Here is a 12,122-nt window from a genome sequence, read left to right as displayed (position 1 = left end):
GCCACACCCTGCCCACCCGCGCCTTTGCTCGCGCCGACAGATCGACCACTAACTACGCAAACGAAATGCGGCATCCCAGCCAAGCTCGCGCCGCACCTTGTCGCCGGTGATCTGCCAGCTGGGCTCGGCCACGTTGTAGATGCCAGGCGCTCCGCGATCGACCGCCAGCAGCGCCGCATACGCTGCCGCATCGACGTGCAGCGCAGAAGGCTTGCCCGCCGCCGTCTCGACCCCGGTGCCCGGCCCGTAGAAGTGGCCGTAACGCAGCACCACGCCCTCGAGCCCCGGCGATTGCGTCACCAGCCGCTCCAGCGTCGCCACGGCTTCCACCGTGTTGGCCCGCGCCCCTTCGGCCTTCAGGTCCAGCGGATCGCTCTCGGCATGCGGCTCGCGCCCCGCGGCGTACACCCACGCAATGCTCTGCGCCACCATCCGCTTCGCACCACAGGCGAGCGCCGCATCGACCAGGTTCTGCGTGCCCTCGATGCGCAGCCGCGCGTTGCGCACCAGCGCCTCGTCGCGCGTCGCCGCGTCGCTCAACAGCGCAAGATCCGTCAACTGGTGCACGATCACGTCAGGCTTCAGGCGCATCGCCGTCGCACGCACCGCAGCCGCATCGAACACGTCGAGCACGATCGGCTCGGCGCCCGCGGCCATGATCGACGCCGCCTTCGCCTGGCTGCGTGTCATGCCGAACACGTTGTAGCCACCGCCGACCAGCAGCGGAACGAGCCGGCGACCGACGACACCCGTCGCACCGGCGAGAAGAATCTTCTGAGCAGTCATGAACTCATTCCACACCAAAGCGGTAGCCCCACCGGCAGCAGGTGCTCTGCGTCGGTAGGACAATCGCAACCATGTTGAAGAACCTTGAAGCCATTTCGCAAGCAGCACCGTCGCGTGGCGACGTGTTGCTGTTTGCTGTGTAGTTCCAGGTCTTTCGCACCATCGGAAGGCCTTGCGCCTTCCGGTCCCCAAAACCCCGGTCGGCACTGCCCCCGGGGTTTTTGCTTTTCAGTCTGCACGTTACTGCCATGCGCACCTACGACAAGTTGATCGCCACGATTCAGGGCCGCCAAAGCACGGGAGGCTTGCGCTCGTCCTTTGGCGTGTCCATCGACAACACCTCAGCCATGCAAGTTACGGGCTAGCCCAGGCGGATCTTCGCCGGGGCCGGCCGAAACAGCCCCAGTTTGAAAGATTCGTCATGACCCGCAACAACAACACCCGGCTCCTTCGCAACATCGGCGTCATCGCCCACGTCGACGCCGGCAAGACCACCACCACCGAACGCATCCTGTTCTACACCGGCGCGAATCACCGCATCGGCGATGTGAACGATGGCAACACCGTGATGGACTACGACCCGCAGGAGCGGGCACGCGGCATCACCATCAACAGCGCGGCCACCACCGTGTTCTGGAACGGTGCGCAGATCAATGTCATCGACACGCCCGGACACATCGACTTCAACATCGAGGTGAACCGCTCGCTGCGCGTGCTCGACGGCGCGGTCGTCGTGTTCGACGGCGTCGCCGGCGTCGAACCGCAAACCGAGACCAACTGGCGCCTTGCCGACAAGTACCACGTGCCCCGCCTCGCCTTCATCAACAAGCTCGACCGAGTGGGTGCCGACTTCACCCGCGTCGTGCAGATGATGGAGTCGCGCCTGGGCGTGACCGCCCTGCCGCTGCAACTGCCGATCGGCGCCGAGGACTCGTTCCGCGGCGTCGTGGACCTGCTCGGCCGGCGCGCCCTCGTCTGGCCGGCCGCCGATGCCAGCCAGCCGCCGCTCGTCGAAGCCATCCCCGACGACCTGCAGGCGCAGGCGACGATTGCGCGCGCCCGCCTCGTCGAGGCCGTGGTCGAACGCGACGATGCGCTGCTGCAGGCCTGGCTGCAAGGCGAGGAACCCTCGGTCGAGCAACTGCGCGCGGGCCTGCGCGCCGGCACGCTGGCCGGTGCCTTCGTGCCGGTGCTGGCCGGCTCGGCGTTCCGCAACCGCGGCGTCGAGCCGCTGCTGGACGCCGTCGTCGACTACCTGCCGGCGCCGGGCGACGTCGCCACCGAAGGCCAACCCGAGTCGGATGCCGACGGCCCGCTCGCGGCCCTCGCGTTCAAGGTCGTCTCCGACGACCACGGCGCGATGGTCTTCGTGCGCGTCTACCGCGGCCGCCTGCGGCCGGGCGACAGCGTGCTCAATGCGAGCACCGGCCGCACCGAACGCGTGGCGCGGCTGTATGAAGTGCATGCCGACAAGCATGTGGAAGTCCCGGCCCTGCAGGCGGGAGACATCGGTGCGCTCGTGGGCCTGAAGGACACGACGACCGGCCACACGCTCGCCGACAAGCGCCACCCGGTCGTGCTGGAGAGCATCTCGATTCCGGAACCGGTGATCCACGTCGCGGTGGAGCCGCGCACGCAGGCCGACCAGCAGCAGCTCGGCAAGGCGCTGGGGGCGCTCGCCAAGGAAGACCCGAGCCTGCGCATCCGCCAGGACGCCGAATCCGGCCAGACCATCCTGTCCGGCATGGGCGAGCTGCAGCTCGAGGTGACGCTGGAGAAGCTGCGCACGCGCCATCACGTCGAGGTCACGGTGGGCCGGCCGCAGGTCGCCTACCGCGAGACGATCGCGCGCACGGTCGAGGTCAGCCACGTGCACAAGAAGCAGAGCGGCGGCCCCGGGCAGTTCGCCGGCGTCACGCTGCGCATCGCGCCGCTGGCGCGCGGCGAGGGCCTGCGCTTCGTCAACCAGGTGACGGGTGGCGCGATCCCGCGCGAGTTCATCCCGGGCGTCGAGTCCGGCGTGAAGCGCGCGGCCGAGACCGGCGTGCTGGCGGGCTACCCGGTGGTCGACCTCGAGGTGACGCTGCTCGACGGCAGCTTCCACGAGCGCGACTCATCGGTGCTGGCCTTCGAGCTGGCGGCGGTCGCGGCCTTCCGCGACGGCGTCGCGCGCGCGGCGCCGGTGGTGCTCGAGCCGGTGATGGCGGTGGAAGTCGTCACGCCGGCCGACTACCTCGGCGACAGCATCGGCGACCTGCACCGCCGGCGCGGCCACGTGCGCGCCCAGCATCCGCGCGGCAACGCGACGGCGCTGGAGGCGCATGTGCCGCTGAAGGAGATGTTCGGCTACATCGGCAGCCTGCGCGCGCTGTCGTCGGGCCGGGCGCAGTACTCGATGCACTTCGACCACTACGCCGAGGTGCCGCCGGTACTGCAGGCCGAGCTGCTGGCGGCCTAGGAGCCGAGCCCTCGCTCCAGCAGCGAGAGCGTGCGCCGGAACTCCCGGCGCACGCGGTACAGCTGGGCCGGCCGGTTGGCCCGGCCCAGCTCCAGCTCGCCGTCGATCGGCTCCAGCATCGCGAGCTCGTCCATCTTGCGGCGAAAGCTCACCTTGTTGACCGGCTCGCCGAGCACCGCCTCGTACACCGACTGCAGCTGCGGCAGCGTGAAGCGCTCGCCGCACAGGTGCACCGGCAGCGACGAGTACTGGCTCTTCACCCGCACCCGCGACACCGCCAGCTCGACGATGCGCCGGTGGTCGAACGGCAGCGCCGGCAGGCGGTCGGCCGGCAGCAGCCGCAGGTGCGCCGCATCCACCGGCAGCAGTTGGCGCGGCACCAGCGCGTAGTAGGCGATCGAGATCGACCAGCCCCGCGGATCGCGGGCCGCACCGGAAAGGGTCGCGAGCTGCTCCAGGTACGGGCTCGCGATGCCGGTCTTGTCGCGCAGCACGCGCACCGCGGCGTCCTCGGCATCCCGGTCTTCCTGCTGGTGCACGTAGCCGCCGGGCAGCGCCGGCATGCCGGCGAAAGGCTCGCGGTCGCGCACGTGCAGCACCACGTGCAGCGCGTCGTCGTGCAGCGTCAGCAGCACGACATCGACGGTGCAGATGACGGGCGGGAAGGTGTGTACAGCCATGCCGCGATGTTAGGGCCGCCCCCTCGTGACCTTAGTTAGTTGCAATGTTGATCTAACTCATCTAGAGTACGGTCACGTTCACGACGAAAGCCTGCGATGAACCCGCGAACCCAGCTCCTGATCATCGACCCGCAGAACGACTTCTGCGACCTCCCCGCCGCCTGGCGCCCTGCCGATCCGCTGACCGGCACGCCGATCGCGCCGGCGCTGCCGGTGGCCGGCGCCCACGCCGACATGCAGCGGCTGGCCGGCTTCATCCGTCAGGCCGGCGATGCGATCACCGGCATCACCGTGACGCTCGATTCCCACCACCACGTCGACATCGCCCATCCGACCTTCTGGCAGCAGCGCGATGGCAGCGCGGTCGGCCCGTTCACGCCGATCACCGCGCGCGAGGTGCGCGACGGCGCGTTCCGCCCGCGCGACGCCGCCGCGCTGCCCCGCACGCTGGCCTACCTCGACGAGCTGGAGGCGCGCGGGCGCTACACGCTGATGGTCTGGCCGGTGCACTGCGAGATCGGCAGCTGGGGCCACGGCATCCACGCCGACGTGCGCGCCGCCTGCAATGCCTGGGAGGAACGCCGGCTGGCCCAGGTCGAGATGGTGACGAAGGGCGAGAACCCGTGGACCGAGCACTACAGCGCGGTGCAGGCCGAGGTGCCCGATGCCGCGGACCCCGACACCCAGCTCAACCAGGCGCTGATCGACCGCCTGGACCGCGCCGACCTGCTGCTGATCGCCGGCGAGGCCGGCAGCCACTGCGTGAAAGCCACCACCGAGCACGTCGTCGACCACCTGCCCGGCGGCCGGCTGGAACGCGTCGTGCTGCTGACCGATTGCCTGAGCCCGGTCGGCGGTTTCGAGGCGCAGCAGCAAGGGTTTCTCGATGCGATGCGCGCCCGCGGTGTTCAACTCGCGACCAGCGGCGAGATCCTCCGTCGTCTCACCTGATCTGAAAGCCACCATGCCCCCTGTGATCCACAGCCTGCTGGAGACCGATCTCTACAAGTTCACGATGTGGCAGACCATGCTGCATTGGCACCCGCAGACGCAGGCCGAATACAGCTTCGTCTGCCGCAACACGCCGGCGTACCCGCTCGCCGAGCTGCTGGCCGACGTGAACCGCGAGCTCGACCACCTGTGCGCGCTGCGCTTCACCGAAGACGAGCTGGCCTATCTGGGCGCGCTGCGCTTCATCAAGTCGGATTTCGTCGACTTCCTGCGCATCTTCCAGTTCCAGCGCGTCTTCATCGCCGCGCGGGCGAACGGCGACACGCTGGAGATCATCGCGAGGGGCCCGCAGGTGCACGTGATGGCCTTCGAGATCTTCGTGCTGGCGATCGTCAACGAGCTGTACTTCCGCCGCTTCGACGCCGGCTCGGCGATTGCCGCCGGCCGCGACCGGCTGCAGGCCAAGATCGCGGTGCTGCGTGCCTTCGGCACCGAGCCGCCGCGCCGCAACCCGTTCGAGTTCTTCGATTTCGGCGTGCGCCGGCGCTACAGCGGCGCCTGGCAGCGCGAGGTGGTCACGACGCTGAAGGATGCATTGCCGCAGTACTTCCGCGGCAGCTCCAACGTGCTGCTCGCGAAGGAGCTCGGCCTGGTGCCGATCGGCACGATGGCGCACGAGTACCTGCAGACCTTCCAGGCGCTCGGCGTGCGGCTGCGCGATTCGCAGAAGGCGGCCCTCGAGGAGTGGGTGCAGGAGTACCGCGGCGACCTCGGCGTCGCGCTGACCGACGTGGTCGGCATGGACGCCTTCCTCGCCGACTTCGACCTCTACTTCGCGAAGCTGTTCGACGGGCTGCGCCACGACTCCGGCGACCCGGTCGCGTGGGGCGAGAAGGCGCTGGCCCACTACGCCAAGCTGCGCATCGACCCGCACACGAAGCGGCTGGTGTTCTCCGACGGCCTGACCATCGAGCGGGCGCTCGAGCTCTACCGCCACTTCGCCGACCGCACCCAGACCGGCTTCGGCATCGGCACCAGCCTGTCGAACGACGTGGGCCTGACGCCGCTGAACATCGTGATGAAGCTGACCCGCTGCAACGGCCAGCCGGTGGCCAAGCTGTCCGACAGCCCGGGCAAGACGCTGTGCGACGACCAGACCTTCCTCGCCTACCTGAAGCAGGTCTTCAACGTCCCCGCCTGAAGGAGCGCGCATGCTGAAGATCACGATCGCCCAGCTGAACCCGACCATCGGCGACATAGCCGGCAACGTCGCGAAGATGATCGCCGCGGCTCGCGAGGCGAGCACGCACGGCGCCGAACTGGTCGTCTTCACCGAACTCGGGCTGACCGGCTACTACCCGRCCGACCTGCTGGAGGAACCCGGCTTCCTGCAGCGCGTCGACGCCGGGCTCGACGCCCTGCTGCAGGCCTCGCGCGAACTGCCCGGCCTGCACTGGGTGGTCGGCGCGCCGCTGCGCCGCGACGGCCCCGGCAAGCGGCTGCACAACATGCTGCTGGTGCTGCATGCCGGCGCGATCGTGCTGCGCTACGCGAAGCAGCTGCTGCCCACCTACAACATCTTCGACGAGCGCCGCCACTTCGAGCCCGGGCCCGATGTCGCCAAGGTGCTGCGCATCGGCGACACGCAGGTCGGCATGATGATCTGCGAGGACGGCTGGAACGATGTCGCCGGCGACTACGCGGTGAACCCGTTCGAGCGCATGCGCGACGCCGCGCCCGACCTGGTGGTCTCGATCAACGCGAGCCCGTCGGAGATCGGCAAGCGCGAGCAGCGCCACCAGATCTTCGGCGACGCGAGCCGGCGCCATCGCCTGCCCATCCTCTACGCCAACCAGATCGGCGGGCACGACCAGCTGGTGTTCGACGGCGCGTCGTTCGCGACCGAGGCCGACGGCCGCGTGGTCTACGAGGCCCGCCGCTTCGTCGAGGACGTGACGACGCTGCGCTTCGAGCACGGCCGCTTCCTGACGCTCGCCGGCGACACGCCGCCGCCGGTGCCGGCCGCCGGCCTGCCGACGATGGCGTTCTACCAGGCGCAGATCGTGCTCGGCCTCACCGACTACGCGCGGCGCTGCGGCTTCCGGCAGGCGGTGGTCGGCTCGTCGGGCGGCATCGACAGCGCGCTGACGCTGGCGCTCGCCGCACAGGCCCTCGGGCCGCAGAACGTCAGCGCGGTCACGATGCCGTCGCACTACTCGTCGGCTGGGTCGGTGGACGACTCGGTCACGCTGTGCCGCAACCTCGGCATCGAGCTGTTCACGCACCCGATCGCCGAGCTGGTCACCGGCTACACGGCGCAGTTCGAGCGCAGCTTCGGCAAGCCGCTGCAAGGCCTGCCGCACGAGAACCTGCAGGCGCGCATCCGCGGCACCGCGCTGATGGCCTACTCCAACAGCTTCGGCCACCTGCTGCTGACCACCGGCAACAAGTCGGAGATCTCGGTCGGCTACTGCACGCTGTACGGCGACACCAACGGCGGCCTGGGGCTGATCGGCGACCTGTACAAGACGGAGGTGTTCGCGCTGTCGCGCCACGTCAACGAGGCCGCTGGCCGTGCGCTGATCCCGACCGCCATCATCGACAAGCCGCCGTCGGCCGAGCTCGCGCCGGGCCAGAAGGACACCGACAGCCTGCCGCCCTACGAGGTGCTCGACGAGGTGCTGAAGCTGCTGATCGAAGGCGATCGGCTGGCGCCGCGCGAGCGCGCCCCGTCGGCCGCCTTCGTCGCGCAACTGCAGCGCAGCGACGAGGGCCGGGCGCTGGTCGAGCGGGTGCGGCGCATGATCGCCCGCAACGAATACAAGCGGCGCCAGGCGCCCCCCATCATCCGCGTCCGCCCCCGTGCCTTCGGCAGCGGACGGCAGATGCCCATCGCAGCGCACATCCCATGAGAATCGTCCCGTCCCACCCCACCGCCGCGCAGGGCTTGCACCACGACACGGCCGTCTACATCGGCCGCTTCCAGCCGTTCCACAACGGGCACCTGGCGCTGCTGAACCAGGCGCTGGCGATCGCGCCGCGGGTCGTCGTCGTGATCGGCTCGGCCCACCAGGCGCGCTCGCCGAAGAACCCGTTCAGCTGGGAGGAGCGCGCCGAGATGATCCGGCTCGCGCTGCCGGAGGACGAACGCAGCCGCATCGAATTCCTGCCAGTGCGCGACTACTACGACGAGACGCGCTGGCTGAAGGCGGTGCACGAGGGCGTGCAGGCGCAGATCGCGAAGCGGGCCGATCCGCGGCTCGGCTCGATCGGGCTGGTCGGGCACTTCAAGGATGCGACCAGCGAGTACCTGCAGGGCTTCCCGGGCTGGCGGCTGCACAGCATCGAGCGCATCGCCGCGGCCGACGGCACGGCACTGCGCGATGCGTTCTTCGCCTGCGCGGCCGACGATGTCGACGCGACGCTCGCGGCGCTGGTCGGCCAGGCCCCGTCGACGACGCTCGGCTTCCTGCGCGCGTGGTCGCGGCTGCCGCTGTTCGCGGCGCTGACCGCCGAGTGGCACATGCTGAAGGCCTACCGGGCTTCGTGGTCCGCCGCGCCCTACCCGCCGGTCTTCGTCACCGTCGATTCGATCGTGCAATGCGCCGGCCACGTGCTGCTGGTGCGCCGCGGCCAGGCGCCGGGCAAGGGCCTGTACGCGGTGCCGGGCGGCTTCATCGAGCAGCGCGAGACCGCCTACCAGTCGGCGCTGCGCGAACTGCGCGAGGAGACCCAGCTGCACCTGCTCGACGCCAGCATGCGCCAGTGCCTGCGCGCCACCGCGGTGTTCGACCACCCGGACCGCAGCCAGCGCGGCCGCACGATCACGCACGCCCACCACTTCGACCTCGGCGGGCGCGAGCTGCCCGAGGTGGTGGCCGGCGACGACGCAGCCGCAGCGCTGTGGACGCCGATCGGCGAACTGCCCGCGCTCGAGGACCAGTTCCTCGACGACCACTTCCACATGCTGGACCATTTCCTGGGGCTGACACCGCGATGAGGGAAGAAGCCGCCCTGCTCGATCGCTACCGCGGCTGCCTGCTCGGGCTGGCCTGCGGCGACGCGGTCGGCACCACGCTGGAGTTCCGTCGCCGCGGCAGCTTCGAGCCGATCACCGACATGGTCGGCGGCGGCCCGTTCGGGCTGAAGGCCGGCGAATGGACCGACGACACCTCGATGGCACTGTGCCTGGCGACCAGCCTGGTCGAATGCCGCGGCTTCGATGCCGAGGACCAGATGAACCGCTACGTGAACTGGTGGCACCACGGCTACCTGAGCGCGACCGGCAGCTGCTTCGACATCGGCATCACCGTCTCGGGCGCACTGCAGCGCTACCTGGAAACACGCAACCCGATCGCCGGCTCCACCGACCCGAGGAGCGCCGGCAACGGCTCGCTGATGCGGCTCGCGCCGGCGGTGCTGTTCGGCCACCCGGACCAGCAGGCCGCGATCGACCTGGCACGCCGCAGCTCGGCCACCACGCATGCGGCCACCGAGGCGCTGGAATGCTGCGCGCTGTTCGCCGAGCTGCTGTGCCATGCGCTCGACGGCCACCCGAAGGACGCGATCCTCGCGAACCGGCTGGCCAGGCCGACGATGCCGAAGGTGCAGGCGATCGCGGCCCGCGAGTACCTGCACAAGCGCGAATCGCAGGTCACCGGCTCGGGCTACTGCGTCGCGTCGCTCGAAGCCGCGCTGTGGTGCTTCGCGCAGACCGACAGCTTCGAGTCGGCGGTGCTGCGCGCCGCCAACCTCGGTGACGACGCCGACACCACGGCCGCGATCGTCGGCCAGCTGGCCGGCGCGCACTACGGCAAGGCGGGCATCCCGGCGCGCTGGCTGGTGCGGCTGCACCAGCGCGCCGAGATCGAGGCGCTGGCGGACGCGCTGCGGCGCTGACCCGGCGTCACGCGCCGAGCGGCGTGACCGCGACGTGCCAATGGCCGTCTTGCCCATCGGTCACGATGCGCAGCGGCAGGAAGCGCTCGATCACCGCGAAGTTCGTCCGCGCGTGTTCCGTCAGCTCGGTGCAGCTGAAGCGCGCCGGCCGGCCGCTGCGCCACACCRCCAGCGCGAGCGGCAACACCCATTGGTCGGCCAGGTGCGGGCCGAGAGCGCCGCTGCCGGCCTGGTAGGCGCGCAGCTCCGCGGCGAGCGACAGCGCCACCTGCTCGGCGCTGCGGCCCCGCTCGCCGAAGCTGATCGCCAGCTCGGTGACGTGCTCGTGCGCGAGCGTCGCCATCAGCGCGTTGCCCGGGCCCTCGTTCTGGCGCAGCACCGGCACCTGCAACGCGTCGTCGGGCCAGCCGAACTCACGCTGCAGGATCGCGAGCTCGCGCGATGCCACGCTGCGCGGCACGGCCGCCGCCAGGGCTTCCGCATGGGCCGCGATCAGCGCACCGCGCTCCAGCAGGTCGTATGGCTGCAGTCCGCCGACGGCCGGCAGGATCTCGGCGACGAACTCGCCGCCGCCCGCCGGAAAGAAACCGTGGCGGCGCAATTGCAGCCGGCTGCCGGCGCCCAGGCGCTGCAGCAGCGGTGCATAGCAGCGCTCGATGAAGTGGAACGGCGGCGCCATCGGGTTGTGCGTGCCGCCGGCCAGCGTCAGCCGGCTCGTGCCATTCGCGAGCATCAGCGCCGGCCAGACGGTCTGCAGCACGAGCGTCGCGCTGCCGGCCGTGCCGACGCTGAAGACATGGTCGCCGGCGCACACCGTGCCGGGTTCGAAGACCAGCGACATCGAGCCGGCTTCGGCGCCCTGCACGCGCGCGCCGCTGACGGCCTGAGCCGCCTGCACGCAGGCCAGGTGCTGGCGCATCAGGCCGGGCTTGGGCCGGCGCGCACGGATGTTGTGCAGCGCAACGCCCTGGCCGGTGCACATCGCGAGCGCCAGCGCGCTGCGCAGGATCTGGCCGCCACCCTCCCCGGTGGCGCCGTCGAGTTCGATCATTTTCATTTCCTGTTTGTCATCGCTTCCTGCTTGCGCACCAACCCGGCCTGCGCAACGCTTCGGGCCTCTTCGACACGCGCCTGTTCGATGCGACGGCACGGCCGGCAGCGAACGGCCTGGCTGTAGATGTTGCCCTTCGCGACCTCGTACCACCACTTCTGCTGCTTGGCCGTCCAGACCTCGGCCTGGTTGCAATCGCGGCAACTGAACGCGCGGTCGACATAGAACAGCGGAAGCTGGCCATACGTGTTGTTGTGAAGCAGTTGCTCCGGATCGGCCGCCACCGCCCCCACGGGAAGGACGGACACCGGCGCGAAGCAATCGATGTTGCTTCGCACGGCACGCTGGATGCGCCGCGCCTTGATCTCGGCGCGGCGCTGCTTTCCGCTCTTCATCGCTCGCTCCTCCTCACCCCTTCACGCACACCACCTGCTTCAGCGTGTGCACGACCTCCACGAGGTCCTTCTGTGCTTCCATCACCGCGTCGATGTCCTTGTAGGCCATCGGAATCTCGTCGATGACATCCGCGTCCTTGCGGCACTCGACGCCCTCGGTCGCCTTCACGTGATCGGCCACGCTGAACAGCTTCTTCGCCTTCGTGCGGCTCATCACGCGGCCGGCGCCGTGGCTGCAGCTCTCGAAGCTCTCCGGGTTGCCCAGGCCGCGCACGATGAAGCTGCGCRCACCCATGCTGCCCGGAATGATCCCCAGCTGGCCGCGCTTCGCGCTGACCGCGCCCTTGCGGGTGACGAACACGTCCTCGCCGAAGTGGCGTTCCTGCTGCACATAGTTGTGGTGACAGTTGACGGCCTCGACGTGCGTCTCGAACGGCTTGGTGATCACCTGGCGCACGGTGGCGATCAGGTGGGTCATCATCACTTCGCGGTTGCGCGCCGCGAACTTCTGCGCCCAGCCGACACCGCGCACGTAGTCGCCGAAGTACTGCGCGCCTTCCTCGAAGTACGCCAGGTCCTGGTCGGGCAGGTTGCGCTGGTGCTGTTCGGCATCCTTCTTGGCCAGCTCGATGAAGTGCGTGCCGATCGCGTTGCCGACGCCGCGCGAACCGGAGTGCAGCATGAACCACACGGCGCCCTCTTCGTCGAGGCAGACCTCGATGAAGTGGTTGCCGCCGCCCAGCGTCCCCAGGTGCTTGCGGTTGTTGGTGTTCTTCAGGCGCGGATGCAGCTCGCACAAGGCATCGAACTCGTCGACGAGCGTCGCCCACACCTGGTCGACGGTCTCGGGCGGGTTCTCCCAGCTGCCCTGGTCGCGGCCGCGGTGGCGCGGCGTCGAGCCG

The 12,122-nt window shown here is 69.7% G+C and carries 11 protein-coding genes; 6 read left to right on the top strand and 5 right to left on the bottom strand.

The genetic code is table 11. The annotated features are described in order from the left end of the window. Window positions 1-48: 48 nt before the first annotated feature. Entirely contained in the window at window positions 49-786 is a 738-nt protein-coding gene (locus AC1D01_RS07870; protein ID WP_477865502.1) for an NAD-dependent epimerase/dehydratase family protein, read from the bottom strand. 421 nt (window positions 787-1,207) lie between these two features. Here AC1D01_RS07870 and fusA point away from each other — a divergent pair, with 421 nt between their 5' ends. Continuing rightward, complete coding sequence (fusA, locus tag AC1D01_RS07865; protein WP_477865501.1) at window positions 1,208-3,244, top strand: elongation factor G; 2,037 nt, start codon at window positions 1,208-1,210, stop codon at window positions 3,242-3,244. Here fusA and AC1D01_RS07860 read toward each other — a convergent pair. After that, the gene (locus AC1D01_RS07860) at window positions 3,241-3,924 is read right to left on the bottom strand and encodes an NUDIX hydrolase (RefSeq protein ID WP_477865500.1); all 684 of its coding nucleotides are present in this window, start codon (window positions 3,922-3,924) and stop codon (window positions 3,241-3,243) included. The two genes, fusA and AC1D01_RS07860, sit on opposite strands and share 4 nt — an antisense overlap. Before the next feature lie 96 nt (window positions 3,925-4,020). Here AC1D01_RS07860 and AC1D01_RS07855 point away from each other — a divergent pair, with 96 nt between their 5' ends. From AC1D01_RS07855 to AC1D01_RS07835, 5 genes are read left to right on the top strand one after another with little or no spacing between them, the layout of a single operon-like run. After that, window positions 4,021-4,875, top strand: coding sequence for a cysteine hydrolase family protein (locus AC1D01_RS07855; RefSeq protein ID WP_477865499.1), 855 nt, complete (start codon window positions 4,021-4,023; stop codon window positions 4,873-4,875). Between the two features lie 13 nt (window positions 4,876-4,888). Continuing rightward, entirely contained in the window at window positions 4,889-6,076 is a 1,188-nt protein-coding gene (gene pncB / locus AC1D01_RS07850; RefSeq protein ID WP_477865498.1) for a nicotinate phosphoribosyltransferase, read from the top strand. Between the two features lie 10 nt (window positions 6,077-6,086). Then, complete coding sequence (locus AC1D01_RS07845; RefSeq protein ID WP_477865497.1) at window positions 6,087-7,787, top strand: NAD+ synthase; 1,701 nt, start codon at window positions 6,087-6,089, stop codon at window positions 7,785-7,787. Beyond that, window positions 7,784-8,875 (top strand): bifunctional nicotinamide-nucleotide adenylyltransferase/Nudix hydroxylase, encoded by a 1,092-nt coding sequence (locus AC1D01_RS07840; protein ID WP_477865496.1) that lies wholly within the window; start codon window positions 7,784-7,786, stop codon window positions 8,873-8,875. Before AC1D01_RS07845 ends, AC1D01_RS07840 begins: the two co-directional genes overlap by 4 nt. Next, entirely contained in the window at window positions 8,872-9,774 is a 903-nt protein-coding gene (locus tag AC1D01_RS07835; protein ID WP_477865495.1) for an ADP-ribosylglycohydrolase family protein, read from the top strand. The genes AC1D01_RS07840 and AC1D01_RS07835 overlap by 4 nt, the downstream gene beginning before the upstream one ends. A gap of 7 nt (window positions 9,775-9,781) precedes the next feature. Here AC1D01_RS07835 and rtcA read toward each other — a convergent pair whose 3' ends face one another. From rtcA to AC1D01_RS07820, 3 genes are all read right to left on the bottom strand, one after another. Then, the gene (rtcA, locus tag AC1D01_RS07830; RefSeq protein ID WP_477865494.1) at window positions 9,782-10,825 is read right to left on the bottom strand and encodes an RNA 3'-terminal phosphate cyclase; all 1,044 of its coding nucleotides are present in this window, start codon (window positions 10,823-10,825) and stop codon (window positions 9,782-9,784) included. A 2-nt stretch (window positions 10,826-10,827) separates the two neighbouring features. After that, a complete protein-coding gene (locus tag AC1D01_RS07825; RefSeq protein ID WP_477865493.1) occupies window positions 10,828-11,220 on the bottom strand; it encodes a zinc-ribbon domain containing protein in 393 nt (130 codons plus the stop codon). A 13-nt stretch (window positions 11,221-11,233) separates the two neighbouring features. Further along, window positions 11,234-12,122 (bottom strand): RtcB family protein (locus AC1D01_RS07820; RefSeq protein WP_477865492.1); only part of this gene is annotated, 889 nt, incomplete at its 5' end.

The organism is Rhizobacter sp. P3_B12 (assembly GCF_056402895.1).
The sequence above is the reverse complement of the archived record's forward strand: the minus strand, read 5'-3'. Positions and strand labels throughout refer to the sequence as shown.

Bases quoted from the DNA above. Each gene is read 5' to 3' on its own strand.
- AC1D01_RS07870 (WP_477865502.1), bottom strand. From the start codon at position 786: ATGACTGCTCAGAAGATTCTTCTCGCCGGTGCGACGGGTGTCGTCGGT.
- fusA (WP_477865501.1), top strand. From the start codon at position 1,208: ATGACCCGCAACAACAACACCCGGCTCCTTCGCAACATCGGCGTCATC.
- AC1D01_RS07860 (WP_477865500.1), bottom strand. From the start codon at position 3,924: ATGGCTGTACACACCTTCCCGCCCGTCATCTGCACCGTCGATGTCGTG.
- AC1D01_RS07855 (WP_477865499.1), top strand. From the start codon at position 4,021: ATGAACCCGCGAACCCAGCTCCTGATCATCGACCCGCAGAACGACTTC.
- pncB (WP_477865498.1), top strand. From the start codon at position 4,889: ATGCCCCCTGTGATCCACAGCCTGCTGGAGACCGATCTCTACAAGTTC.
- AC1D01_RS07840 (WP_477865496.1), top strand. From the start codon at position 7,784: ATGAGAATCGTCCCGTCCCACCCCACCGCCGCGCAGGGCTTGCACCAC.
- AC1D01_RS07835 (WP_477865495.1), top strand. From the start codon at position 8,872: ATGAGGGAAGAAGCCGCCCTGCTCGATCGCTACCGCGGCTGCCTGCTC.
- AC1D01_RS07825 (WP_477865493.1), bottom strand. From the start codon at position 11,220: ATGAAGAGCGGAAAGCAGCGCCGCGCCGAGATCAAGGCGCGGCGCATC.